Annotated in this window: 25 protein-coding genes; 17 read left to right on the top strand and 8 right to left on the bottom strand. The window is 69.6% G+C overall.

Translation table 11 applies throughout. The features are described from left to right. Window positions 1–1,032, bottom strand: a complete 1,032-nt coding sequence (locus JJJ14_RS11745; protein WP_201444230.1) for a phosphodiester glycosidase family protein — start codon at window positions 1,030–1,032, stop codon at window positions 1–3. 299 nt (window positions 1,033–1,331) lie between these two features. Between JJJ14_RS11745 and JJJ14_RS11740 the strand changes: the two genes are divergently transcribed. The 4 genes from JJJ14_RS11740 (at window position 1,332) to JJJ14_RS11725 (ending at window position 5,020) form a co-directional block, all read left to right on the top strand. Then, window positions 1,332–1,496 carry a hypothetical protein gene (locus tag JJJ14_RS11740; RefSeq protein ID WP_233431644.1) on the top strand — a complete coding sequence of 55 codons (165 nt, stop codon included), beginning with the start codon at window positions 1,332–1,334 and terminating at the stop codon, window positions 1,494–1,496. Window positions 1,497–1,917: 421 nt separating this feature from the next. Then, window positions 1,918–3,090: an ABC transporter substrate-binding protein gene (locus JJJ14_RS11735; RefSeq protein ID WP_201444229.1), complete on the top strand. Its 1,173-nt coding sequence runs from the start codon at window positions 1,918–1,920 to the stop codon at window positions 3,088–3,090. After that, complete coding sequence (locus tag JJJ14_RS11730; protein ID WP_201444228.1) at window positions 3,090–4,265, top strand: FecCD family ABC transporter permease; 1,176 nt, start codon at window positions 3,090–3,092, stop codon at window positions 4,263–4,265. The genes JJJ14_RS11735 and JJJ14_RS11730 overlap by 1 nt, the downstream gene beginning before the upstream one ends. Beyond that, window positions 4,262–5,020 carry an ABC transporter ATP-binding protein gene (locus JJJ14_RS11725; RefSeq protein WP_201444227.1) on the top strand — a complete coding sequence of 253 codons (759 nt, stop codon included), beginning with the start codon at window positions 4,262–4,264 and terminating at the stop codon, window positions 5,018–5,020. Before JJJ14_RS11730 ends, JJJ14_RS11725 begins: the two co-directional genes overlap by 4 nt. A 60-nt stretch (window positions 5,021–5,080) precedes the next feature. Here the strand turns inward: JJJ14_RS11725 and JJJ14_RS11720 are convergent, their stop codons facing one another. The 3 genes from JJJ14_RS11720 to JJJ14_RS11710 form a co-directional block, all read right to left on the bottom strand. Continuing rightward, entirely contained in the window at window positions 5,081–5,515 is a 435-nt protein-coding gene (locus JJJ14_RS11720) for a serine/threonine protein phosphatase (protein ID WP_201444226.1), read from the bottom strand. Window positions 5,516–5,591: 76 nt separating this feature from the next. After that, entirely contained in the window at window positions 5,592–5,861 is a 270-nt protein-coding gene (locus tag JJJ14_RS11715; protein ID WP_236592833.1) for a hypothetical protein, read from the bottom strand. Between the two features lie 5 nt (window positions 5,862–5,866). Further along, on the bottom strand, window positions 5,867–6,094 hold the full coding sequence (locus tag JJJ14_RS11710) for a hypothetical protein (protein WP_201444224.1): 228 nt from the start codon (window positions 6,092–6,094) through the stop codon (window positions 5,867–5,869). 818 nt (window positions 6,095–6,912) lie between these two features. On the opposite strand from JJJ14_RS11710, the gene dnaK reads away from it, so the two are divergent. The 8 genes from dnaK (at window position 6,913) to JJJ14_RS11670 (ending at window position 16,480) form a co-directional block, all read left to right on the top strand. Next, window positions 6,913–8,772 carry a molecular chaperone DnaK gene (dnaK, locus tag JJJ14_RS11705; protein ID WP_009407705.1) on the top strand — a complete coding sequence of 620 codons (1,860 nt, stop codon included), beginning with the start codon at window positions 6,913–6,915 and terminating at the stop codon, window positions 8,770–8,772. After that, the gene (locus JJJ14_RS11700; RefSeq protein ID WP_009407629.1) at window positions 8,769–9,398 is read left to right on the top strand and encodes a nucleotide exchange factor GrpE; all 630 of its coding nucleotides are present in this window, start codon (window positions 8,769–8,771) and stop codon (window positions 9,396–9,398) included. Before dnaK ends, JJJ14_RS11700 begins: the two co-directional genes overlap by 4 nt. Before the next feature lie 195 nt (window positions 9,399–9,593). Beyond that, a complete protein-coding gene (locus JJJ14_RS11695) occupies window positions 9,594–10,637 on the top strand; it encodes a DnaJ C-terminal domain-containing protein (RefSeq protein WP_201444223.1) in 1,044 nt (347 codons plus the stop codon). Then, window positions 10,634–11,131 carry a heat shock protein transcriptional repressor HspR gene (locus JJJ14_RS11690; RefSeq protein ID WP_201444221.1) on the top strand — a complete coding sequence of 166 codons (498 nt, stop codon included), beginning with the start codon at window positions 10,634–10,636 and terminating at the stop codon, window positions 11,129–11,131. The genes JJJ14_RS11695 and JJJ14_RS11690 overlap by 4 nt, the downstream gene beginning before the upstream one ends. A gap of 204 nt (window positions 11,132–11,335) precedes the next feature. Continuing rightward, entirely contained in the window at window positions 11,336–12,787 is a 1,452-nt protein-coding gene (locus JJJ14_RS11685) for a DUF418 domain-containing protein (protein ID WP_201444219.1), read from the top strand. Between the two features lie 124 nt (window positions 12,788–12,911). Then, entirely contained in the window at window positions 12,912–14,276 is a 1,365-nt protein-coding gene (locus JJJ14_RS11680) for a DUF418 domain-containing protein (RefSeq protein WP_201444218.1), read from the top strand. Between the two features lie 160 nt (window positions 14,277–14,436). After that, a complete protein-coding gene (locus JJJ14_RS11675; RefSeq protein ID WP_201444217.1) occupies window positions 14,437–15,756 on the top strand; it encodes a DUF418 domain-containing protein in 1,320 nt (439 codons plus the stop codon). A gap of 259 nt (window positions 15,757–16,015) precedes the next feature. Further along, entirely contained in the window at window positions 16,016–16,480 is a 465-nt protein-coding gene (locus JJJ14_RS11670; RefSeq protein ID WP_201444216.1) for a collagen-like protein, read from the top strand. An 81-nt stretch (window positions 16,481–16,561) separates the two neighbouring features. Here JJJ14_RS11670 and JJJ14_RS11665 read toward each other — a convergent pair whose 3' ends face one another. Further along, a complete protein-coding gene (locus tag JJJ14_RS11665) occupies window positions 16,562–17,845 on the bottom strand; it encodes a sensor histidine kinase (RefSeq protein WP_442859451.1) in 1,284 nt (427 codons plus the stop codon). Continuing rightward, a complete protein-coding gene (locus tag JJJ14_RS11660; protein WP_003788865.1) occupies window positions 17,842–18,501 on the bottom strand; it encodes a response regulator transcription factor in 660 nt (219 codons plus the stop codon). The genes JJJ14_RS11665 and JJJ14_RS11660 overlap by 4 nt, the downstream gene beginning before the upstream one ends. 178 nt (window positions 18,502–18,679) lie before the next feature. Between JJJ14_RS11660 and JJJ14_RS11655 the strand changes: the two genes are divergently transcribed. The 4 genes from JJJ14_RS11655 to JJJ14_RS11640 all read left to right on the top strand — a co-directional run bounded on the left by JJJ14_RS11655 (window position 18,680) and on the right by JJJ14_RS11640 (window position 22,342). Beyond that, window positions 18,680–19,147, top strand: a complete 468-nt coding sequence (locus JJJ14_RS11655; protein ID WP_009407646.1) for a hypothetical protein — start codon at window positions 18,680–18,682, stop codon at window positions 19,145–19,147. An 81-nt stretch (window positions 19,148–19,228) separates the two neighbouring features. After that, window positions 19,229–20,404 (top strand): peptidoglycan-binding protein, encoded by a 1,176-nt coding sequence (locus tag JJJ14_RS11650; RefSeq protein WP_201444215.1) that lies wholly within the window; start codon window positions 19,229–19,231, stop codon window positions 20,402–20,404. Next, window positions 20,401–21,114 carry an ABC transporter ATP-binding protein gene (locus JJJ14_RS11645; RefSeq protein WP_070658356.1) on the top strand — a complete coding sequence of 238 codons (714 nt, stop codon included), beginning with the start codon at window positions 20,401–20,403 and terminating at the stop codon, window positions 21,112–21,114. The genes JJJ14_RS11650 and JJJ14_RS11645 overlap by 4 nt, the downstream gene beginning before the upstream one ends. Further along, entirely contained in the window at window positions 21,089–22,342 is a 1,254-nt protein-coding gene (locus JJJ14_RS11640; RefSeq protein WP_081386014.1) for an ABC transporter permease, read from the top strand. The genes JJJ14_RS11645 and JJJ14_RS11640 overlap by 26 nt, the downstream gene beginning before the upstream one ends. A 221-nt stretch (window positions 22,343–22,563) precedes the next feature. Here the strand turns inward: JJJ14_RS11640 and JJJ14_RS11635 are convergent, their stop codons facing one another. Further along, complete coding sequence (locus JJJ14_RS11635) at window positions 22,564–22,746, bottom strand: Rv0909 family putative TA system antitoxin (RefSeq protein WP_009407609.1); 183 nt, start codon at window positions 22,744–22,746, stop codon at window positions 22,564–22,566. A 231-nt stretch (window positions 22,747–22,977) separates the two neighbouring features. Here JJJ14_RS11635 and JJJ14_RS11630 point away from each other — a divergent pair, with 231 nt between their 5' ends. After that, entirely contained in the window at window positions 22,978–24,366 is a 1,389-nt protein-coding gene (locus JJJ14_RS11630; RefSeq protein ID WP_201444035.1) for an IS30 family transposase, read from the top strand. A 117-nt stretch (window positions 24,367–24,483) separates the two neighbouring features. Here JJJ14_RS11630 and JJJ14_RS11625 read toward each other — a convergent pair whose 3' ends face one another. Then, window positions 24,484–24,957 (bottom strand): MmcQ/YjbR family DNA-binding protein, encoded by a 474-nt coding sequence (locus tag JJJ14_RS11625; protein WP_101559123.1) that lies wholly within the window; start codon window positions 24,955–24,957, stop codon window positions 24,484–24,486. Between the last annotated feature and the right edge of the window lie 185 nt (window positions 24,958–25,142).

The raw sequence follows: 25,142 nt of genomic DNA, 5'->3' as shown, positions 1-25,142 counted from the left end.
TCAGGCTCCGTTCGCGATGTAGAGGATGTCGGAGGTGTCGCGCTCGCCCCCGTTGGAGGGCTGGTTGATGATCGAGCCGTTGAAGTACATGGCCGACGAGCCGCCGCCGTCGATGTTGTAGGCGCAGGCGCACCCCAAGTCGGCCATGATCTGGGCGAGCTCGGTCATGGTCACGCCGCGCGAATAGCCCTCGTTGCGGCCGTCGACGACGACGAGCTTGAGGTGGTTCGTCTCCACCCACCCCACGGCGGTACGCGGCTGCTTGCCCTGGATGGAGTGGTTGCCGACGTTGGTGTCCACCTCGACCTGGTCGATACCGGAGAGCACCTTGGAATCGTTGACCAGCGCCGGCCCGAAGGACAGCGTGTTCCACACGCCCGCGTCCAGAAGCGTCTGGGCCTTGGTGGTGGTCTCGTCATAGACCTCCACGCGCCCGTCGCTGTAGAAGGCCATGCCGTCGCGCGTGCCGCTGTCGCGGTAGATGACGCCGTTGCGGATGAGGATGCCGTCGCTGCGGAAGCCGTAATAGTCGCCGTTGATGGCCAGGACGGCGTCGTGCTCAGAGGCCATCGTGGTGGGCTTGGCGACGATGTTGGTGCCGTAGGAGTTGTTGGCGAAGGCGCTGCGCAGGTCGGTGGCGTTGGTGAGCTTGACGTCGGCCACGTAGTAGGTGATGGTGTCGCTACCCGAGCCGGTGGAGACCTGCTGAATCTCGATGCTCGTATTCGATGAGGAGTAGGAACTGTCGCCGACCGTCACGTTGGTGGCCGGGGTCGCCGAGGAGCCTGCCGCCTTCTGCGCCTTGGCCTCCAGCGCGGTGACGTCGCTGACCTCCACGTGTTCGATGACGAAGCGGTTGAGCGCCCAGGCGCTGGTGCCGGTGGCGGCCAGACCCAGGACGGCGGCGCCGCCCAGGAGGAAGCGGCGGCGCGGGTGCTTGCTGGACGTTGAGGAGCGGTCGCGCTGGCCGGAGTCGTGGTCCTGGCCGGACTGGGGCGGCTCGGTCGGGCTGAGGGTGTCGGAGCTGTGCATGACTCAACCGTGTCGGCCCCGCGTATGCCAGGCGTAGGTTGACCTTGTGGGTCTCCTGTGAAGCCGCGGCTGGTGGAACGACGGGGAGAATGGCGTCGCGTCAGGTGTCAATACTCCCGGAGGGTGAGAGTCCTGCGCGCAGATGGTCCCTGAAATCCTTCCAAGGGTCCTGGCCTGCGCATACAGTGAAAGGGGATCGGGTAGCTGGTGCCCGTAGATGGTGCCCACCGTGAGAATCTGCGACAAAGGAGGCGGTCGTATTGTCGGAACGGACTCTGCGCATTATTCGCATTGTGGTTGTGGTGCTCAACGTGATGGTGGCCGTCGTCTCCTTCCGGCGGGGAGACACCTCGGCCATGGTCATCGCCATTGCTGTTGCGGCGTTGTTCCTGTATCAGCTGATTCGTCCATTCGTCGGCGGCAAGGATGATGACCGCGACGACCGGACCCCGCCGAGCTCATGAGCGCCGTCGAGTCTGCGGCGTAGCGAGTGAGAGACCGACGGAGGCCCACTGAGGTCTGATTGGCATGCGGCTTCCAGCCTGAGCCTCTGCTTGGGCCGCTACTGCACGAGGGTGGGGGTGTACTGGTCGAGGGTTGTGCGCACTGCACGAACCCCCGACCCCCGTGGAGTATCCCCGCCCCTCCTCCAGTAGGCCCCGACCCTCGTTGAGTACGCCGTCAGGCCCCACCACAGCAGTCACATCCAGCCCACTCGGCCTGCAGTGACTCGTCGCGAGCGGCCCCCTGTGTCAACCTCTACATACCTCCCGTAAGATTTGTATGACCTTACTAAAATTAGATGACGTCCCTTGGCAAATTAACTGAGGTGGACCTAAGGTCCTAGGTGCTTCGTGTTCGCCCTCGCCTCACCGAAGGACTCTTATGCGCCGTCGTACCCTGCTCATGGCCCTCCCGCTCACCGCCGTTCTCGCCAGCTGCGGAGTCGCCTCCCGCGCCGGAAAGGGCTCCAGCTCCGCCGCTTCCTCGGGCGCCTCCGGCGGCGGCTTCGAGGTCACTGACATCGTCGGCCGCAAGGTCACCTTCAGCGCCCAGCCCAAGAGGATCGTCCTGAGCGAGTCCCGCCACGTCTACTCCCTGGCCTTCCTCAACAAGACCAACCCCATCGACAAGGTGGTCGCCTGGGGTGAGGATCTCCAGAAGGCCGCCCCTGACTTCTACGAGAAGGTCCTCTCCGTGGCCCCCAAGGCCGCCGACCTGCCGAAGATCGGCAACATCGCCAAGGACGGCCTGCCCATCGAGACCCTGGTGAGCCACAAGCCCGACGTCTTCATCATGACCCTGGACGCCTACAACTCCGCCAAGGAGAAGGGCTACCTCGAGAAGCTGGACGGCCAGAAGATCACCTACGTCGTCACCGACTTCCGCCGCGACCCGGTGAAGAACACCGTCCCCTCGGTTACCCTCATGGGCGCCGTCTTCGACAAGCGCAAGGAGACCGAGACCTTCGTCAGCTTCTACAAGAAGCAGGTCGACCCCATCGTGGAGAAGGCGAAGTCCCTGTCCTCCAAGCCCACCACCTTCCTGTGGCGCGGCCCGGGCGTCAACGACCCCGGCTCCACCTACTCCACCGCGAACCTCGGTGCGATCGTCACCGCCACCGGCGGCACCAACATCGCCGACAGCCTCCTGTCCGGCGAGGAGGGCGTACTCACCCCCGAGCAGGTCATCGCCTCCAACCCCAAGAACATCATCGCCACCGGCGGCGAGTGGCAGCAGCAGAAGATCAAGGACACCGCCCAGACCAGCTACGTCCACCTCGGCTACAAGGCCGACGAGGCCTCCGCCAAGGCCAGCCTGGAGCAGCTGAAGAACCAGCCCGGCTACGACCAGATCCAGGCTTTCACCGACCGGCACGTCTACGGCATCTACCACCAGTTCTACGACGCCCCCTACAACTTCATCGCCTACCTCACCTTCGCCAAGTGGCAGAACCCCGAGGCCTTCTCCGACATCGACCCCGCCAAGGTCTGGAAGGAGTTCCACGAGCAGCACATGCCCTGGAAGGCCGAGGGCGTCTTCTTCGCCGCCATCTGATGGGGGACCCCAACGTCACGGCTCCTTCCGACGACGTCGCAGCGCACCAGTCCGATACCGGCCGGGTACCGGGCGGTGCGGCGTCGGTGACGAAGGCTGACGGGCCGGCCGATGCGCCCACGGACACGGCGGCGTCGGCCTACGCCTCCTACCGCCGTCGAACTGCGCGGCGCGTCGCGATGCTCCTGGGGCTGGCCACCCTGCTCCTGGCCGTCTTCCTCGTGGCCCTCATGGTGGGGCCCCTCGGGTTCAGCCCGGCCCAGGTGCTCGGAGCCCTCTTCGACGCCGACTACGACCCGTGGGTCGCCAACATCGTCATCAACCTGCGCCTGCCGCCGGCGCTGCTCGCGGTCCTGGTCGGTGGGGCACTGTCCCTGGCCGGCGTCCAGATGCAGACGATCCTCGACAACCCGTTGGCCGAGCCCTTCACCCTGGGGATCTCGGCGGCCTCGGCCCTGGGGGCGGCGCTGGCCATCGTCACGGGCCTCGTGCTGCCTGTGGCCACCGGCGCCACCCTGCCGATCGTCGCGATGACGGCGGGGCTGGCGGCCTCCCTCACCATCGCGATGGTCTCCAGGCTGCCCTCGGTGACCAAGGAGATGACGATCCTGCTGGGCATCGCCCTGGTCTTCAGCTGCCAGGCGCTCCTGGCGCTCGTGCAGTACCGGGCCTCCACCGAGAGCCTCCAGCAGATCGTCTTCTGGTCGATGGGCTCCCTCATGCGCGCCACCTGGCCGGCCGTGGCCACCGTCTCGGCGGCCCTGCTCGTGGCCACGCCCGTCTTCTGGGTCAACGGCTGGCGGCTGACCGCCATCACCCTGGGGGAGGCGCGAGCCGCAGCCATGGGCATCAACGTGGCGCGCCTGCGGGCGTGGACCCTGGTCGGTGTCTCGTTGCTGGCGGCCCTGTCGGTGGCCTTCGTCGGGATCATCGGATTCGTGGGGCTCGTGGGTCCGCACATGGCCCGCGGCCTGGTGGGGGAGGACCAGCGCTTCCTCGTGCCCGCCTCCATCCTGTGCGGCGCCACCCTGCTGACCGCGGCCCACACCGCCAGCCAGCTCATCGTGCCGGGTGTCGCCGTACCCGTCGGCATCCTGACCGCCCTGGTGGGTGTGCCGGTGTTCCTCACCATCATCTTCGGACGCCAGCGCTCGGCGGTCAGGAGCGGTTCATGAGCCTCATCCTGAACGACCTCACCTTCTCCTACGGCAGGCGGGCCGTCCTCCAGGGCGTCGACGCCACCTGGGAGACCGGCCAGACGGTCGGGCTGCTCGGCCCCAACGGCGCCGGCAAGTCCACCCTGGTCACCTGCGTGGCCCAGCTGCGCCGCCACCTGGGGGAGGTAACCTTCGCCGGGCGCCGGGGCCATGACCTGCGCGGCACGATCGGCTACATGCCGCAGGGCCTGCCCGGCGACGCCGCCCTGACCGCCCTGGAGTCGGTGCTCACCGCCTCGCGGCGCGGCATGACCTGGCACACGAGCCGGGCCGACATCGACCTGGCCTGGAGCGCCCTGGACGAGCTCGGGGTGGCCGAGCTGGCCGACCGCCCACTGGGCCAGCTCTCCGGCGGGCAGCGCCAGCTCGTCGCCCTGGCCCAGACGCTCGTGCGCGAGCCCGACCTCATCCTGCTCGACGAGCCCACCTCCGCCCTCGACCTGCGCCGCCAGGTCTCGGTCCTCTCCCACGTGCGCCGGATCTGCCACCGGGACACCGGGCGCCTCGCCGTCGTCGCCCTGCACGACCTCAACCTGGCGGCCCGCTTCTGCGACCGCCTCGCCATCCTCGCCGGCGGGACGATCCGCGCCGAGGGATCGCCCGCCGAGGTGCTTCAGCCCGACATCCTCGCCGAGGTCTACGGGCTGCGGGTGCGGATCGTGCCCGACGGCGACCACGTCATGGTCGCCCCCGAGGCCGAGCAGGGGGCTTGAGCGGGGGCCTGGCGTCAGGCGTTCCGGCGTCGCATGAGGGGGTCTTCCCCGCCACGTTCCTCACCGTCCTGGCTGCGCGCAGGAGGCTGAGCGCAGCCGCGTCGTCGGAAGAGGCAGTTCGATGGCGCCGATGAGGTCCACGGACTTGGCGATGTTGGTGGCCGAGAGGTCCTCCATCGCCCTGGCGACGATGACGCGGTCCCGGTGAATCTCGCGGATCCTGACCCGGGTCCAGCTCGCCTCGCCCGTCTGCAGATTGTCCTCCTCAAGGAGCCAGTCCTCCGCCAGAAGCCGCAGGCCGATCGCGTCTAGGACCGCCTCGGCCTCGTCGAGATCCATGGCCTCGCCGCGCCGGACCCACAGCCGGTCATACGGGATGAACCGGCCGTCCGCACTCATCTCGATATAGCCCACATGCTCGCCGTCCTCGCGGCGCAGATGATCGAAGACGTCCTCGGGATCGGGCGGGCCTGCCTGCGGGTGGGGAGCGCTCATACTCGCGAGGCTACCGGGCTGGTGAATGCCGCGACGTCAGTGCAGGGCTGTCGCTTCCGATGTGGCCTGATCTGCCTCACGCCACGAGTGGCTGATAGCGCTGGCGGGCGGCTTCACCGGAGGTTCCGACCATATTTCCGATGGCTGCCCAGGACATCCCAGCGTCCCGAGCGCCTCTGATGGCATCAAGGACATGCCGTTCGGCCTGGGCCTGTTCAGCAACTGCGTCTCGCAAGGCCGCTAATGCGGCCACGTCGACCTCTTCGGCCTCGATTGGGTCGTAGTTTTCGAAGCGAGCAGCCAGCTCGTCGGCATGCGCCAGGATCTCGTCGACAGTACGGGGCATCGTCATCACCTCAGAAACTTCTCTCGGGCACGCATGGCGTGGACGACGACGATTGCTGTGATGCCTTGAATGTAGCCAATCTCGAGAACAAGGGCAGCCCGGTTGGCTCCCAGGAGCATGGTGAAACCATCTCCCATATCCCAGGCTCGGATGGGGTGGTGATAGGCGTGAAGGATGTCGGCCTCGCTCAGGCCGTGCTTCAGCACCGATCTGGCAATGATCGGATCGTCCACAGATCCAAGGTAACTTGCGGCGCGCTGTGTGGTCGAGGGGTGTGGTCCCAGGGTGACGCTGGTGGTTGTCGCAGGTTTGACTGCCCGGTGGGTGTGCGGATACCGCAGATGCCTTGGGCGACATCGGCGTCGAGCGGGGCACTCATGTCCGTGAGGCTACCGGGCTGGCGAATGCCTCCCCATCAGCGCAGGCCTGTTGCTTCTGCGGGCTGGTGTCACGATCGGCGACTTTTCCGGGGCCGGTACGGCATCCACCGGCAACCTCGCAGAGGTGACTTGGGGGCGTCTGTGCTGGTCAGGGCTGGTTGCGGGGAGGGGGAGTGTGGCGGGGCGAGGCTGGTGGGCTCTGAAAAGTCGCCAATCGTGACACGTCGGTGGTGCGTGGGGCTGGGTGGGCTGATCGAGAACGTACTTTCGCGCCGAGGACTGCGTTCTCCCACAGAACTCTCGGGTGGGGCCTCAGTCATCTGTGGGAATGCGCAGTCCTCGGCGCGCATCGCAGTCCCCGTATGTGGCTGGGATGCCCCGCCTGACGCGGCCGGAACCGTCCGTCAACCTGTCGCAGCCAGGGCGCTTCGCGAGGCAAGTGGCTCGCGCTGCGTCCGTGGCGGCAGTCCGTGTCGCAGGTCACTATAGACCTCGGGAATGGACTGCGGCCTGACAAGGTTGAGCCAGTCAGACTCAAGGTTGTATGCAGTCAAGTTGACAGAGCCTGACTCAATCACAATCCTGAGTGCATACGACTCAACCTGAAGGCGCCGGAACCTCCGGCCCTCACCTCGAACATCACAACTCAGCAACCACAAGGAGCACATCACATGGCACGCGCTGTCGGTATCGACCTGGGTACCACCAACTCTGCTATCGCCGTCCTCGAGGGTGGCGAGCCCACCATCATCCCGAACGCCGAGGGCGGTCGCACCACCCCCTCCGTCGTCGCCTTCTCCAAGTCCGGCGAGATCCTCGTCGGCGAGATCGCCAAGCGTCAGGCGGTCACCAACGTGGACCGCACCATCTCCTCGGTCAAGCGCCACATGGGCACTGACTGGTCCGTGGAGATCGACGACAAGAAGTACACCGCCCAGGAGATCAGTGCCCGCATCCTGGCCAAGCTCAAGGCCGACGCCGAGGCCTACCTGGGTGAGCCCGTCACCAACGCGGTCATCACCGTCCCGGCCTACTTCAACGACGCCGAGCGCCAGGCCACCAAGGAGGCCGGCACCATCGCGGGTCTGACCGTGGACCGCATCGTCAACGAGCCCACCGCCGCGGCCCTGGCCTACGGCCTGGACAAGGGCAAGGAGGACGAGCTCATCCTCGTCTTCGACCTCGGTGGCGGTACCTTCGACGTCTCCCTGCTCGAGGTCGGCAAGGACGACGACGGCTTCTCCACCATCCAGGTGCGCGCCACCAACGGTGACAACCGTCTGGGCGGTGACGACTGGGATGCCCGCATCGTCGACTGGCTGGTCAAGCAGGTCAAGAGCAAGGACGGCGTGGACCTGTCCAAGGACAAGATCGCCATGCAGCGTCTCAAGGACGCCGCCGAGCAGGCCAAGAAGGAGCTGTCCTCGGCGACCTCCACGAACATCAACCTGCAGTACCTCTCCATGAGCGAGTCCGGCCCCATCCACCTCGATGAGAAGCTCACCCGCTCCAACTTCCAGGAGATGACCGCGGACCTGCTCGAGCGCACCAAGATCCCCTTCCACAACGTCATCAAGGACGCCGGGGTCAAGGTCTCCGACATCGACCACGTGGTCCTCGTGGGCGGCTCCACCCGCATGCCCGCCGTCGCGGACGTGGTGCGCGAGCTGACCGGCAAGGACCCCAACAAGGGCGTCAACCCCGATGAGGTCGTCGCCGTCGGCGCGGCCCTCCAGGCCGGCGTCATCCAGGGCGACCGCAGCGACGTCCTGCTCATCGACGTCACGCCGCTGTCCCTGGGCATCGAGACCAAGGGCGGGGTCATGACCAAGCTCATCGAGCGCAACACGGCCATCCCGACCAAGCGCTCCGAGGTCTTCTCCACCGCCGAGGACAACCAGCCCTCCGTGCTCATCCAGGTCTACCAGGGCGAGCGCGAGTTCGCCCGGGACAACAAGCCGCTGGGCACCTTCGAGCTGACCGGCATCGCCCCGGCCCCCCGCGGCGTGCCCCAGATCGAGGTCTCCTTCGACATCGACGCCAACGGCATCGTCCACGTCTCGGCCAAGGACCGCGGCACCGGCAAGGAGCAGTCCATGACCATCTCCGGCGGCTCCGCCCTGCCCAAGGAGGACATCGACCGCATGGTCAAGGAGGCCGAGGCCCACGCCGAGGAGGACAAGAAGCGCCGCGAGGACGCCGAGACCCGCAACTCCGCCGAGCAGCAGGCCTACTCCATCGAGAAGCTCCTCAAGGACAACAAGGACAAGCTGCCCGAGGACGTCCACTCCGAGGTCTCCGAGGCCGTCGCCGACCTCAAGAAGGCCCTCGAGGGTGACGACATCGAGCCGGTCAAGACCGCTCAGGAGAAGCTGAACTCGGTGGCCCAGAAGGTCGGTGAGGCCCTCTACCAGGCCGACGCCGCCGCCCAGGCCGCGGGTGACGCCTCCGCCTCCTCGGCCGGCTCCACGTCCTCCGACGACGAGGACATCGTGGACGCCGAGATCGTCGACGACGAGGACTCCAAGTGACCTCGGCCGGCCCCACCCCCGAGAACGAGGGCGTCGACCCCGAGCTCCAGGCGGCCGTCGAGTCGGCCTTCGAGGAGGTGCCCGACGACGTCCGTGAAGGACTCGCCCAGGGCTCGCCCGAGGGCGCGGCCGGCCAGGCCGACGCCGCCTCCGATGAGGCGGCGGGGGAGGACCCCCTGGCCCAGGCGCAGGCCCAGGCCGCTCAGGCGGCCGACGACCTGGCCCGGGCCCGGGCGGACCTCTACAACCTCCAGCAGGAGTACCAGGGGTTCGTGCGCCGCTCCCGTGAGGGCGCGGCCTCCCACCGGGACGCTGGTGCCGCCGGCGTCGTCGAGGCCCTCATCCCGGTCCTCGACGAGATCGAGCTGGCCCGCCAGCACGGCGACCTGACCGGCACCTTCGAGACCACGGCCGGCAAGCTCGAGTCGATCCTGGCCGAGAAGTACTCCCTGGAGCGCTTCGGCGCCGTGGGTGAGGTCTTCGACCCCACGCTGCACGAGGCCCTCATGGCCACCGAGTCCAGCGAGGTCACCGAGCCCACCATCGCCGCGGTCCTCCAGCCCGGATACCGCCTGGGTGAGCGCGTCGTGCGCGCCGCCCGCGTCCAGGTCGCCAACCCGGCCTGATACCCACCGCACCACATACCCCGGCCCGACGGCGGACCCGAGCCAGCAGCTCTGGCGGGTCTGAGTCCGCCGTCGGGCCGGCAGGTGCACCAGGGCGCCCCAGGCCCCAGGGCCGCGGAGTCGTCCACCCCCACAATCTTCAGCTTCAGTAAGGAAAACCCACGATCACCCGGATAAGGAGGCGGTGAGACGACCATGGCCAGTCAGGACTGGATGACGAAGGACTTCTACGCGGTCCTCGGCGTGAGTAAGGACGCCGACGCCGCCGCGATCAAGAAGGCCTATCGCACACTCGCAAAGAAGTACCACCCCGACCGCAACCCCGACGACGCCGCAGCGGCCGAGAAGTTCAAGGAGATCGGAGAGGCCTACGCGGTCCTGTCCGATGAGGCCGAGCGCAAGCAGTACGACGCGATCCGCTCGATGGCCGGAGGCGGCGCCCGCTTCCAGGCCGGTGGCCCGGGAGGGGCCGGCGGCGCCGGCTTCGAGGACATCTTCTCCTCCATGTTCGGCGGCCAGGGCGGCAACGTCCGCTTCGAGACCGCTGGCGGCGCCGGCGAGCCCGACCTCGACGACCTGCTGCGCATGTTCGGCGGCACCCCCAGCCCCACCCGCTCCGGTGGCCGCTCCGGCCCCTTCGGCTTCGGTGGCTTCGGAGGCTTCGGCTCCCAGCCCCAGCCGCAGAAGGGCTCCGACGTCCTGACCTCGGCGACGCTGGACCTACGCGACGCCGTCGCCGGCACCACCGTGGAGCTCACCGCGGACGGGCGCACCATGAAGGTCCGCATCCCGGCCGGTGTGCGCGACGGCCAGAAGATCCGTCTGCGCGGCAAGGGCCGAGCCGGCCTGAACGGCGGCGAGAACGGCGACATGGTGGTGACCATCAGCATCAAGAAGCACCCCGTGTACTCGGTCGACCCGATCGACGGCGCCAACCTGCGCATGGACCTGCCGGTCACGCTGCGCGAGGCCGCCCTGGGCGCCACGGTCGAGGTCCCGCTGCTCGACGGCGGCACCTCCAAGATCAAGATCAAGCCCGGCACCTCCTCGGGCACCGTCATGCGCCTGCGCGGCAAGGGCGCCACCACTCGGAAGAAGACCGGCGACCTGCTGGTGACCATCCAGGTGGCCGTGCCCAAGAAGCTCTCCAAGGCCGCTAAGGAGGCCCTCGAGGCCTTCGATGAGGCCATGGGCGACACCGACCCGCGGGCCACCCTCATGGAGGAGGCGGCGAAGTGAGTCGGCACCGGGCCGGGCAGGGCCTGGGGCACCTGGCCGACGACGCCGCCGAGCGCGCGGTTTACGTGGTCTCGGTGGCGGCCGAGCTCGCCGGGATGCACCCCCAGACCCTGCGCCAGTACGACCGGCTCGGGCTGGTCAGCCCCGCTCGGACCCGCGGGCGGGGTCGGCGCTACTCTCACCGCGACGTCGAGCGCCTGCGTCGCATCCAGTCCCTGTCCCAGGAGGGCATCAACCTCGAGGGCATCCGCCGCATCCTTGCCCTGGAGGCCCGCGTGGAGGAACTGGAGGCTGACAACGCCCGCATGCGCAGTCGCGAGGCCGTCGTCCAGCGGATCTTCGCGGCGGCGGCCGACGGCGAAGTTCAGGTCGTCGCCCCCGGGCGCCAGGGCCGTGGGCCCGCCGCGCGCCACCCCGAGGCGGGGCGCGCACGCGCCGCCGGTACAGCGGGAGGCGCGAGCACTGCGCTCGTGCCCGTGCGTCGGTGGTACTGACCGACACGGATTGGCACTGACTGGGACTGACGAGCGCCGGCGGGCAATGATGAGCGCCGGCGCGTCCTGGATGCAGACACTGAGACGCCAGCACTGATGCGGCACTGAGCCCATGGGCCGCTGCGGCGGAACAGGCGGCCGGCCCCCGCACCTCATTCTCCGGGCGGATGCCGCCGGTCGACAACCGCCCGTAAGGTTCCGCTCATGCGGATGACGACCTCCTTCACCGGTGCACGGGGCGTGCGATACCCCGCCCCCGACGTGGCCCGTGGCTTCATGCTCCTGCTCATCGCGGTCGCCAATGTTCCGTCGTGGAACAAGATGCCGAACGGGGCCGAGCCTCCGGTCTCCTCCGTTGACGGCTGGTGGATGTTCGTCCGCACGCTGGTGGTGGACCACCGGGCCTACCCGCTGTTCGCGATGCTCTTCGGCTTCGGGCTCATGACCATGATTAACCGGCGCATCGCCTCCGGGACCGAGACCTACCTCGCCTCCCTTCCCGGCGCGCCGGAGGGCCGCGAGCCGATGCCGCACGAGGCGGCCTGGGCCCGTGAGATGGCCACCATTGACGCCTACCGCCTGGTGCGACGCCGCGGCTGGTGGATGCTGCTGATCGGATTCGTCCACGGCCTCGTCTTCCCCGGTGACATCATCGGCGCCTATGGGCTGGTCGCCGTCCTCCTGGCCAACCTGCTGGCCCGCAAGAACTACTCGGTGCTCTACCTCATCGCGGGCATCATCTCCGTGCTGGCCCTGGTGACGTATCTGGCCTCAGGGACCCTGTCGGGCGGCGACACCCTGACGGCCTCCGGGGAGCAGTCGGTCTCGCTGACAGTGGCGCTGCTCTGGGTCGTCACCAATGCCCTGCAGTGGGCCGTGGTGCTGGTCGTGCAGGTGCTCATCGCCCTTATCGTCCCGGCTGCGGTGATCGGTGCCCGCCTGGCCGACACCGACCTCCTCACCCATCCGGAGCGGCACCGGCGCCGGCTGATCTCGGTGGGCCTGGGCGGTCTGGCGCTGGGGGCGCTCGCGGCGTTCCACGGCGCGCTGACGCTCGCGACGACGGCGCAGCTCTGGCCGTGGGACTTCGCCATGACGGAGTTCTTCGGCCTGGCCGGCGCCTGCGGCTGGCTGGCGCTGCTGGCCCTGTATGCCGGTGGACCCAGGCCGGATGGCCGGCTGACTGGCCTGCGCCGGCTGGCTTCCGCCGTCGGCCGCCGTTCCATGACCGTCTACCTGAGCCAGACGATCCTGTTCGGCATCATCTTCGGCGTCGTTCCACTCCTGGTGACGGGCAGGCGCCTGTGGATGGGGCAGGCCGCGGCCGCCCTCGTCGCCCTGGGTGTCTGGCTGGCGAGCGTGGTCCTGTGCGCCGTCCTGGAGCGCGGTGGTCATGCCGGCCCCTTCGAGACCCTGCTGCGCACGGCCGTCGCCCGCAGCGAGCGCAGGAGGCCGACGCTGCCGCCCCCGCCCGCCGTCTGGCCCGGGATGCAGGCGGGACCGTGGCCGATGATGCAGATGGGGACCCACCCGGGAGCGCCGGTGCCGATGCAACCGGGCATGCCGCCAGTGGCTCAGCCGGGAGTCCAGCCGGAGGCACCGGACCAACCGGGCATGCCGCCTGCGCCGCAGCCGGGACCGCAGCCCGCCCCCTGAGCCGGCCCGACCCGGGTCCGTCCGCCGGAAGAATGGCCGGGCGGCAGGCTCCACCTTTCGGTGGACACGATCTCGGCGCTTAAGGCGGACGCCGCGGAACCACTGGTTTTCATACGGTCGAGTCATGAACACGACGACTTCCTCCGCGACCTCATTCACTGGTTCCCGCGGCCTGCGCTACCCCGCCCCCGACGTCGCCCGCGGCTTCATGCTGCTGCTCATCGCCCTGGCCAATGTGGGGTTCTGGGTGGCGGGTCCCGAGGGCCGTGTGCCATCGACCGCCGACAGGACCTGGGCCTTCATACGTGCCCTGTTCATCGACCAGCGCGCCTACCCGCTGTTCGCACTGCTCTTCGGCTTCGGGCTGGCCACCATGGTCAACCGGCGCATGGCATCGGGCATCGACGCCTACTGCCAGCAGTTGACCGGCGGGCTCCGGGCGCCGTCGGCGGCTGAGCTCGACCAGGCCCGGGAGCAGGCCGCCATCGACGCCCGCCGCCTCGTGCGGCGCCGCGGCCTGTGGATGGTCCTGTTCGGGCTCATCCACGGCGCCTTCTTCCCCTCGGAGATCATCGGCACCTACGGCATCGTCGCCGTCGTCTTCGCCGGGTGGTTCGCTCACAAGCACCACAAGCGCCAGCTGGCGGTGTGCGCCCTCATTCTTCTGTTCCAGATCGTGACGGTGGTCCTGGCCATGCTCATGGGCCCCGGAGGTGAGGCGGCCGGTGTGGCGGGGCCCGCTGCCCCGGCGGCGGCACCCACCGGAGCAGGCGAGTCCGTGGCGTCAGCGCTGCCCTGGTTCGTGACCAACGTGAATGAGTGGTTCTTCACCGCTCTGGGAGCCGCCTTCACCACGATGATTCTTCCCGCCGCCTTCCTCGGTGCCCGCCTGGCCGACACCGACCTCATCTCCCACCCCGAGCGCCACCGCAGTCTGCTGACGGTGGCCGGGATCGGCGGCCTGGCCCTGGGGGCACTCGGCGCGCTTCACGAGCTCCTGGTCCCGCTCACCAGCGCTCAGTCCTGGGAGGCCGACTCCGCCCTGATCGCGGTCCTGGGCCTGGCCGGGGGCTGCGGCTGGCTCGCCGTTCTGGCCCTCTACGCCGGCGGGCCGACGTCGGACAACCGGCTGACCGGCCTCAGGTGGCTGCTGTCCAACGTGGGGCGCCGCTCCATGACTGCCTACCTGTCCCAGACAGTCATGTTCGCCGGCATCTTCGTCATCGCGCCGCGGCTGACCGGGAGGCCCCTGGAGCTGGGAGTGGTGGCATCCGCCGCAGTGGCGGTGATGGTCTGGCTGACGACCGTGGTCCTGTGCGCGGTGCTTGAGCGGCTCGGCATGCCCGGTCCCTTTGAGTCCCTCCTGCGCATCGCCGTCGCTCGCAGCGAGCGCAGCCGCACGAACCCGTTCCCCCAGCAGATCCCCGCCCAGCGCGCGGCCCAGTTCCTCGGTCGGTCGACGAGCGCCCCGGTTACCGCGGGAGCCTGAGAGCGGGGCGGTGCCCGATGCCATCGCAAGACGGAAGAGCCCTGGTCCTCCGGGAGGAGGACCAGGGCTCGGTCCGCTCTCCGGGGAGGAGAGGATCAGCCCGTCATGATGGCTCCGCAGGGGGAGGTGGCGCTGGTGGCCGCCCCCTAGCGTGGAGGGCATGAAACTTACGACGTCATTCAACGGCACTCGGGGGGTGCGCTATCCGTCCCCGGATGTGGCCCGTGGCTTCATGCTCCTGCTCATCGCCCTGGCCAACATCCCCTTCTGGACCGATGTGACGCACGCTTCCGCCCCGTCTGACGCGGTCGACACGGCATGGCTGTGGGTGCGCTCCCTCCTGGTCGACTCGCGCGCCTACCCGCTGTTCGCGATGCTCTTCGGCTTCGGACTGGTCACCATGGTCAACCGGCGCATCGCCTCCGGCGCCGCGTCCTACCTCAGCTCCCTGCCCGGCGTGGAGGACGGCCGTGAGCCGACGTCACAGGAGGCGGCCTGGGCCCGTGAGCAGGCCACCGTCGATGCGCGTCGCCTGGTGCGGCGTCGGGGCCTGTGGATGATCCTCTTCGGGGCCGTGCACGCCGTGCTCTTCTCCGGTGACATCATCGGCCCCTACGGCCTGGTCGCCGTCATCTTCGCCGGCTGGATCACCCGCAAGCACTGGAAACGGGCCGGGGCCTTCTGCGCCGTCGTCGTTGTTGCCGGCGCCGCCACCACCCTCGCCATCGGCAGCTTCCTGGCCTCCCAGGGTGCCGCCTCCGCGACGGCCGTGCACCAGGGATCCGCTGAATCGACCGGAACGGTCCTCTCCTACGTCTCCCACGGCCTCCTGGCCTGGGGTGGAAGCCTGGTCTCGGCACTGTTCTTCTCCATGATCGTTCCGGCGATGTTCCTCGGCGCCCGCCTGGCCGACACCGACCTCATCACCCACCCCGAGCGCCACCGCCGGCTCCTGGTCGCCGTCGGCCTGGGCGGTCTGGGGCTCGGTGCCGCGGGAGGCATCGGGTTCGCCATGTGGGCCGCGGGCGGCCCCCTGGTCGCCTGGACCATGCCCCTTCACGCGGCCACGGGCGTGGCCGGGGCCTGCGGCTGGTTGGCACTGTTGGCCCTGTACGCCGGCGGGCCGAGGCCGGATGGCCGGCTGACGGGGCTGCGCCGGCTGGCCTCCAGTGTGGGGCGCCGCTCCATGACGGCCTACCTCAGCCAGACCTTCCTCTTCGCCACCATCTTCATGGTCCTGCCCGCCCTGACCGGGATCGAGCTCCACCTGGGCGAGGCCCGGGCCGCCGGGATCGCGCTGGCGGTCTGGCTGGTGACAGTCGGTCTGTGCGTAGCCCTGGAGCGCGGCGGTCACGCCGGCCCCTTCGAGACCCTGCTGCGCACCGCCGTGGCCCGCAGTGAGCGCCGACGCCGGCTGCCTGCCCCTCCGACCCCGGCCTCACCGGTGGGCACCTCCAGCACCTACGACCTGGTGCGCTGAGACCCCGGAGCACAGGCAGGCGCCCAGGACGATGGGGAGCGCTTCCCCGCGGGCCGGCGGGTGCCTGCCCACCACGGCCTTCAGGGATTCTGTATGGTGGGACGGCCTGATGACAGCCTTCAGGGCGCGTCATCGCACCATGTCCTGAGGACTGTGAGTCGCCTCGCAGAACGCGAGGGGTCACTTGAGCGTTTCACAGGGCATCGTTGACACGGTAGCCTGCCTGCGTCCCCAACTCTGAAGGAAGCGAACAGTCCTCATGACTCAGCCCCCCAACCCTGGTCAGCCCTTCTACCAGCAGCAGCCCTCGGCGCCCTCGGCTCCGGCCCCGGGGCAGCCCTACCCGCCCCAGCAGCAGTTCCAGGGCGCGCCCGGTGCCCCTGCCGCTCCTGGTGCGCCTGGCGCCCCCGGCCAGCCCTTCCCGCAGGCTCCGGCGGGGGACAGCTTCATGGGCAACCTCTTCGACACCGCCAAGCCCTTCGCCGAGAAGTTCGGCAAGGTGTTCTTCTACATCGCCGCCATCGCCCTGGTCGCGAGCTGGCTCTACTCGGCTTACAACGCCGGTGACATCGCTGGTAACTACGACATCGAGACGCAGAGCCGGAGCTTCAACTTCGGCAAGTTCCTGCTGAGCCTGCTCTTCGACGCCCCCTGGATCGTGACGCAGATCGGCCTCATCCGCCTCTTCATCGAGCTGGTCATCAACTCCGGCAAGAAGAACTAGCCACTTGCCCGACGGTGTCCCGTCTCCGCCGCAGCCAGCTGCTCGACCCTGACGGTCGCCGGCCCTCGCGGCCGGCGACCGTCAGTCGTTGGAGCCGCCTGCGCCCGAGTAGTCCTCGACCCCTCCCACCGGTAGCTCGAGGACGGCCGTCAGCCCGCCGTCGGGGTTGGCGCTCAGACGCAGCTCGCCGCCGTGCGCGGTGGCCACCGCCGTCACGATGGCCAGGCCCAGCCCGTGCCCGGAGCCCCGGGTCCGCCCCCGCCCCTCGCCGCGCACGAAGGGCTCGCGCAGAGACTCCACGCTCTCGGCCGCCACCACGGGGCCCTCGTTGCGGATCGTCAGGCGCACGCCGTCGTCCAGACGCGCCATGCCCACGGTGATGCGGCCGCCCTCGACGTTGTAGCGGGCCGCATTGCGCAGCAGGTTGGAGACGCTCTGACGCAGCAGCACCGGATCCCCGGGGACCCGGGCGGGCAGCAGGTGGGTGGAGACGTGAAGGTGGTGCTCGGCGACCTCCGGAGTGATGAGGCCCAGGGCGTCACGGACCGTGGCCTCCATGTCCACGTCCTCGTGGGCCAGTTTCCCGGACTGGGCGTCGGCCAGGTCCAGCAGGGCGTCGATCGTCTCCCGGTTGGCGCGGTTGGTCTCCAGGACCCGGGTCAGCACCCGGCGCAGATCCTCGGCCGAGGCCTGCGGGTCGGACAGGGCGACGTCGATCATTGTCTGCGTGGTGGCCAGGGGAGTGCGCAGCTCGTGGGAGGCGTTGGCCGCGAACCGGCGGTGGACGGAGAAGGACCGCTCCAGGGAGGCCAGCATGTTGTCGAAGGTGTCCGCCAGGTCGTGGATCTCGTCGCGCGGGCCGGACAGGTCCAGCCGCTGACTGAGGTCGCCCGAGGCGGCGCGCTTGGCGGCCGCATTCATCGAGGACAGCGGCTGCAGCATCCGCCCCGCCAGGATCCATCCGACGGTCCCGGAGAGCACCACGAGCAGTGCCAGCGCGCCGACGGCCGAGCGCATGATGCTGCTGAGCAGATCGAACAGGTTTGTGTCCACCTTGGCGGCCTCGCCGACCTGCGAGACCGGCACGGCGGCGGTCTCCCCGACCGGGTCGCCGATCTGGATGCTCAGCGTGACGTAGCGCGTGTAGAAGTAGACCAGGGCGATGAGGACCACGCCGGCGGCCGTCACCATCCCGGCGTAGGTCAGGGTCAGACGGGCCCGGATACTCAGGTGCCGGGCGCGACGCATGTGCTCCGTGCGGCCCGGCCGGGCGCCGTGGGCCTCACGGGCGCCGTGGGGCCCACTGTCGGCGCCGGGCCGCGCCGCGTCGTCGGCCCGGGTCCCCGCAGCCCCCTGCCCGCTCATGCGCTGAACCTGTAGCCCGCGCCGGGGACCGTCTGGATCACCCGCGGCTCACCGAGCTTGCGACGCAGGTGGGAGATTGTCACCCGCGTGGAGTTGGTGAAGGGGTCGGCATTGGCGTCCCAGGCCTTCTCCAGAAGCGTCTCGGCGCTGAGGACCCCGCCCTCGGCCTCCATGAGGACCTGAAGGACCGCGAACTCCTTGGGGCTGAGGTGAATGAAGTGCCCGTCCCGGTAGACCTCCCGGCGGAAGGGATCCAGGCGCACCCCGTGGGCCTCGAGGACCGGGGTGCGCGCCGGCTGGCTGCGTCGCCCCAGGGCCCGCAGCCGGGCCACCAGCTCGGGGAACTCGAAGGGCTTGGTGAGGTAGTCGTCCGCCCCCAGCTCGAAACCGCCCACGCGCGCGTCCAGCGTCCGAGACGCAGTGAGCATGAGGACCCGCGTGCTGGGGTGGTCGCGCACCACCCGCCGGCAGACCTCGTCGCCGTGGACCACGGGCAGGTCCCGGTCCAGGACGATGATGTCGTAGTCGTTGACCGCCACCTGCTCCAGGGCGCTGGCCCCGTCGCCGACGACGTCCACGGCCATCGCCTCACGCCGCAGCCCGGTGGCGATGGCCTCAGCCAGGTACTCCTCATCCTCCACGACGAGCACGCGCATCGCCCTGCCTCCTTCACTGTGGATTCTTTCGGCTGGTCCCTCAGCGAACCAGCCCCTGTGTTGCCACAACATAAGCGAATTTGTGAACCCCGTGGCAACACCGCTCCCGGTTGGCTGTTCCCCGAACGAACGGACGCCACCGCGCCCCGACCCACGTGAGCCGAAAGGACCCTCTCCCATGAAGCAGCCCCTCAACACCCGGATCCTCACCCGCGCCGCCACAGTGCTGACCTGCGCCGTGTGCGCCGTCGGCCTCATGACCGGATGCTCCCAGGGCTCGAAGGCGGACTCGGCCGCCTCCGCCTCCGCCACCAGCGGAGACGACTACCTGCTCAAGATGGCCAAGTGCATGCGCGACAAGGGCATCGACGTCTCCGACCCCGACGCCAACGGCAACGTGCAGTTCCCCGACAACGAGGCCGCCACCAAGGCCGCCCAGGAGTGCGAGCAGATCGTCGGCCCCGCCCCCGGCACCGAGGACCTCGCCAAGCCCGAGACGCAGCAGGACCTGGTCAAGGCCGCCGAGTGCCTGCGCAAGGAGGGCTACGACGTGCCCGACCCCGAGGCCGGCAAGGGCATCCAGATCAACGGTGACATCCCCCAGGACGTCATGAACAAGTGCTTCTCCCAGGTCGGGAGCAAGTGACACCGCGCCCTTGCAGGCGCCACCAGACCACAGGCTCGCGCGGCCAGGCCGCCGCGTAGACACACTCAGACAGGCAGACACATGGATCAGACCACCACCTCCACGCAGGCCGACGACGGCTCGACCGGCACCGCGGACAAGCCGGGCACGGCCCACCGCACCCGACGCCGGGCCTTCCTGGCCATGGGGGCCGCTGCGATCCTGGCGGCGGGCGCTGGTGCGGGCGCCTTCGCCTCCAGGTCGGGCCCCTTCGCGGCCAAGGCCAAGCCGACGACGTCGACCTTCAGCGGCGCCACCGACACCGTCACCAAGGGCGACCTCCAGGGACAGACCTCGGTGTCCGGGACCTTGCGCTACTCCGACTCGCGCAAGTTCAAGTCGGGCTTCGAGGGCGTTCTCATCCAGGTGCCGGCCTCCGGGGCCGTCCTGACCCAGGGCGACGTCCTCTACCGAACCGGCAACGAGACCGCCTACCTCATGCGCGGCAACCTGCCCGCCTGGCGCAGCTTCGAGGCCGGCATGGAGGACGGCGAGGACATCCGCCAGCTCGAGACGGCCCTGCGGGACCTGGGGTACTTCGACTACGAGCCCGACGACCACTTCAGCTGGGCCACCACCAGCGCCATCCTGAAGTGGCAGAAGGACCTCGACCTGCCCCGGACCGGGACCCTCCCACTGGGACGGATCGTCTTCACCCCCGGAGACCTGCGCGTGGGGACGGTCACCGCCCGCGTGGGGGACCGCGTTGCCGCCGACACCGAGCTCTTCGACGTCACCTCCACCACCCAGGTGGTCGACGCCAACATCAAGCTCTCCGACCAGAAGCTCGCCGTTACCGGCACCGCCGTGACCATCAAGCTGCCCGACGCCAAGAAGACCGCCGGGAAGATCACCTCCGTGGGCACCCCCACCGAGAAGTCCTCCGGCTCCGGGTCCGGCGCCGGCTCCGGCTCGGGTGAGTCCAAGGAGCGGGTCATCCCCATCACCGTCACCCTCACCGACGCCTCGGCGACCACCAACTTCCAGGAGGTCTCCGTCACCGTCGACCTGCCCAGCGAGAAGCGCACGGGCGTCCTGTCGGTGCCGGTCGGGGCCCTGCTGGCCCTGAGCGCCGACCAGTACGGCGTCGAGATCGTCGAGGCCGGTGGCACCACCCGCAAGGTGCCGGTCACCATCGGGCTGTTCGCCGGCGGGCGCGTGGAGATCTCCGGTCAGGACATCTCCGAGGGACAGCGAGTGGTGGTGCCGCAGACATGAGTCGCATCCTGTCCCTGCGCGACGTGAAGCGCACCTACGGGGAGCCGCCCGTGGCCGCCTGCGCGGGCGTGAGCCTGGAGATCGACTACGGCGAGTTCGTCGCCATCGTCGGCCCCTCGGGCTCGGGCAAGTCCACGCTCCTCAACCTCATCGGCACCCTGGACCGGCCCAGCTCCGGCACCGTCGAGATCGACGGCGTCGACGTCGGCTCCCTGTCCGACGCCAAGCTCTCGGCCCTGCGGGCCAGCCGCATCGGCTTCGTCTTCCAGCAGTTCCACCTGGCAGACGGCGTCAACGCGGTGGACAACGTCGCCGACGGCCTGCTCTACAGCGGGGTCCCCCGCTCCGAGCGGCGCCGGCGCGCCCGGGCCGCCCTGGAGCGCGTCGGCCTGGCCCACCGGCTCGACCACCGCCCCCACCAGATGAGCGGCGGCGAGCGCCAGCGGGTGGCCATCGCCCGGGCCGTCGTCGGCGAGCCCCCGCTGCTGCTGGCCGACGAGCCCACCGGGAACCTCGACTCCACCTCCGGGGCCTCGATCGTGGAGCTCCTCCACGAGCTCCACGCCCAAGGCACCACGATCATCGTCATCACCCACGACAACGAGCTGGCAGCCCAGCTCCCCAGGCAGATCGCCATCCGCGACGGCCGCATCGTGGGGGACTCAAGCTTGAAGGAGATCGTCCATGACGACGTCTACGCACCGGCGTGACCGGTCCGCGGCCGAGCGGGCCGGCCGCGCCCCGGCCCGGCGGATCCAGCGCTCGCGGCTGCGTCTGGCCGACGTGCTGCGCCTGGGAGGCACCGGCATCAAGGCCCGCCCCACCCGCGCCTTCCTGTCCGCACTGGGGATCGCCATCGGTATCGCCGCCATGATCTCGGTGGTGGGCATCTCGGCATCCAGCCGCGCCCAGCTCTCCGCCCAGCTCGACTCCCTGGGGACCAACCTGCTGACGGCCACCGCCGGCCAGGACCTGTTCGGCAACTCCTCCTCCCTGCCGCAGGACAGCGTCGGCAAGGTCCGCCTCATCGACAACGTCCAGAGCGCCTCGAGCACCGGGCTGGTCAAGAACTCACTGGTCTACCGCACTCCGCTCATCGACAAGAACGCCTCCGGCGGCATCACCACCCTGGCCGCGGACAAGTCGCTGCTCGACGTCGTGGCCGGACAGGTGGACAAGGGCGCCTGGCTCAACGAGGCCACCAGCAAGTACCCGGCCACGGTCCTGGGCCAGACGGCGGCCCAGCGCCTCGGCGTCGTCTCACCGGGAACCAAGGTGTGGATCGGCGGGAACTGGTTCACCGTGGTCGGCATCCTCAAGCCGGTGGTGCTGGCCCCCGAGCTCAACAATGCCGCCCTCATCGGTCAGGGCGTGGCCAGCGACCTGCTGGGGCACGATGCCAAGCCGACGACGGTCTACACGCGCAGCCAGGACGCCGCCGTCCCCACGGTGCGCAAGCTGCTGGCGCCGTCGATCTCGCCGCAGGCCCCCAATGAGGTCAAGGTCTCGCGCCCCTCGGACGCGCTGGAGGCCAAGAACGCGGCCGACAAGGCCTTCACCGGTCTGCTGCTGGGCGTGGGCTCGATCGCCCTGCTCGTCGGCGGCATCGGGGTGGCCAACACGATGATTATCTCGGTGCTCGAGCGCCGTCGGGAGATCGGACTGAGGCGGTCCCTGGGGGCGATGCGCGGACACATCCTCGTGCAGTTCATGACCGAGGCGCTGCTGCTGGCCTCCCTGGGCGGTGCCCTGGGGTGCGTCATCGGGATCGGGGTGACCGCCGGGATGTCGGCCGCCAACGGCTGGCCCTTCAGCCTGCCGGTGATCGCCGTCGTCGGCGGTCTGGGAGTCACCATCGCCATCGGCGCCCTGGCCGGCGTGTACCCGGCCGTTCGGGCCTCCCGCACTCCTCCGACTGCCGCGCTCAACGCGCAATAGGCGAGCGCCGCCGGCCCGAGGGGAGGCCGATGAGACGTCCCGGTGGGAGACGGCTGGGCCCCGTGGTGGCGGCACCGGACTGTGGCGGCCGGTGCTTGAAAGAGATGGGGAGAGCCCAGCTGGCCGGGAACGCGTGAGGGCCCCGCACTGAACGGTGCGGGGCCCTCACTCCTGCGATCAGAAGACCGCGGTGCCTGTGGGTAGGCAGGCTCTCAGCCGGGTCACTCCGTGCCGAGCTTGCCGTCGACGGCGTCGCGGGCGGCGTCGATCTTGTCGTCGTACTTGCCGCCGGTCGCCTTCTTGGCAGCACCGGCTGCGGCGTCCAGTGCCTTGTCGCTGATCGCCTCGGCCTTGTCGGAGCTGAGAGCGTCACCGGCCTTCTTCGCCAGGTCATCAAGTCCCATCTGTGTCTCCTTCCGTCGGGTGGCCAGACGTCGGATGACGACGGCCTCGGCTGAATAGTGCCAGGTTTGCGCACCCGCGTCATCTGAGGGCGGTTCGGCCCCTGGGGTGCGGCCGGGGACTTTTCCTTCCAGTCGGGGGCATTCGACGCCGTCGGGGACGGTGGGGTCTGGTGGTGGATGCACCACTCGTGGGAGGGGTGTTTTGTGTCTGGTACTGGGGTTGGTCAGGATGTGCGTCGTGATGCGGTGGCGCGGGTGGTGGCTGGTGAGTCGGCCTCGGCGGTGGGTCGGGTTCTGGGGTACCGGCGTGGGACGGTGAGCCGGTGGTGCCAGGCGGCGGGGGTGGAGCTGGTGCGCGGCCCCAAGGGCGGCACGCTCGAGGCTGACCAGGCCAGACGCGCCAAGGTCGTTCAGGCCGTCCTGGCCGGAGCGTCCCTGACCCGAGCGGGAGCCGAGGCCGGGGTGACTCGGGACACCGCCAGGCGGTACTGGCACGATCAGGCCATGGAGGACGCAGCAACAGCATCAAGACGCTCGTCAGGACGCTTAACGGGGCGGCGGGGGCGTGAGGGCTGGTCGGCGTCGGCCTGCGCCGGGCGGGTCGGGCGCGGGCAGCGCGTCAGCGACGCCGAGCGGGTCCTGATCGCTCAGGGCCGGGCCCGCGGGGAGTCGGCCGCCGCCATCGCCCGCATTCTGGGGCGGTGCCGTCAGACCGTCTCACGAGAGATCACCCGCAACACCGGCCCTGACGGGGTCTACCGGGCCCCAGGGGCCTCAGCTGCGGCCCAGGAGCGCCTGGCCCGCCCCAAGACCAGGAGGCTCGACGCCGATCCCGTCCTGCGCGCCGAGGTGGTGGCCCTGCTCGAGGACGGGGCCAGCCCCCGCCAGATCAGCGCGCGCCTGCGCTGGGCCCACCCCGACAATGAGTCCATGCGCATATCCCATGAGCAGATCTACCAGGCCCTCTACGTCCAGGGCGCCGGGAGCCTGCGCCAGCAGCTGCGGGTGGACAAGGCCCTGCGCTCAGGACGCACCCGGCGCCTGCCCCGCTCACCACTGGCCGGCCTGCCCCGCAGATCCAACCGTCCCTGGATCGAAGGAGCCCAGATCAGTGTGCGCCCGCCCCAGGCCGCCGACCGGGCCGTGCCAGGGCACTGGGAGGGCGACCTGGTCATCGGCGCCGGCGGGCGCAGCGCCCTGATCACCCTGGTGGAGCGCACCAGCCGCTTCGTGCTCATACACCGCCTGGGCGCCGGCCACGACTCCCAGACCGTCACCACCGCCTTGCAGACCATGGTCGCTGACCTGCCCCGAGCCGTAAGGGCCTCGATCACCTGGGACCAGGGAAGCGAGATGGCCCGGCACGCCGACTTCACCGCCGCCACCGACATCCCGGTCTACTTCGCCGACCCCCACAGCCCCTGGCAGCGCCCCACCAACGAGAACACCAACCGCCTGATCCGCGAGTACCTCCCCAAAGGCACCAGCTTCACCGACGTCACCGACACCCAGGTCCAAGCCATCCAGGACCGCCTCAACCGCCGACCCCGCATCGTCTTGAACGGACAGACCCCAACTGAGAAACTCAACGACATCATCAACGGTGCAAACACCACCTGACCCCACCGACCGGAATCCTGTCACCGAACGCGCAGGACGCCCCCGTAGGGAAGTATCCGCACCCCTACGCGCGCAATGTCCCCGGCCATTCTGCCAGGGCGTCAGCGGCGGCGGGCTTCACCACTGCCAGGTGGGGCGGGCGGGGGAGCCTGCGGCGTCGGCCAGCAGGACGGCCTCGCGCACGCGGCGGGTCAGGAGGGACAGGACGAGCCGGTAGGAGTCCTCGACCATGGCGGTGGCCTCGTCCGCGCGGTAGTCCGGGCTGGTGAGGTCGATGCTCACCCAGTGCCGCTTGGACTGGTGGAAGCCCGGCTCCACCCACTCGAAGGTGGCCCGCACGGCGACGACGTCCTCGGGGTCGAGCTTGACGTTGGCCAGGAGGCGGCCGTCGGTGTGGGGGATGAGCAGTAGGAAGAGGCGGGGGCCCACGGAGGCGACAGGGATGTCCCACTCGGGCTTGTGCCCCGCCCAGGCGCCGGGCAGCGTGGCCGCCTTGGCCAGGAGCTTGTCGCGCCGGGCAGCTGCGGTGGCCTCGTCGACGCGCGTGGAGGGCCCGTCGGGGCGAGGGCTGCGGCGGAGCGGTGCGGTCATCGACGTCGAGCCTACGTCCTCCCCCGCGGCTGGGGACATGGTGCGCGCCCGGGTGCAGGAACTTCTGGCCGGGGACAGCCTGCGCGGCGGGGTGCGGAAACTTCCGGCCGGGGACATGCTGCGCGTGCGGGGACGGGATTGCTGTCCCCGACGGCGTCGAATGCCCCCGGCCGCAAGAGAAAGTC

The organism is Actinomyces sp. HMT 175, assembly GCF_016694895.1.
In the GTDB taxonomy this organism is placed as follows: domain Bacteria; phylum Actinomycetota; class Actinomycetes; order Actinomycetales; family Actinomycetaceae; genus Actinomyces; species Actinomyces oris.
Note: the sequence above shows the minus strand (reverse complement) of the source record. Positions and strands in the feature narration are given on the sequence as shown.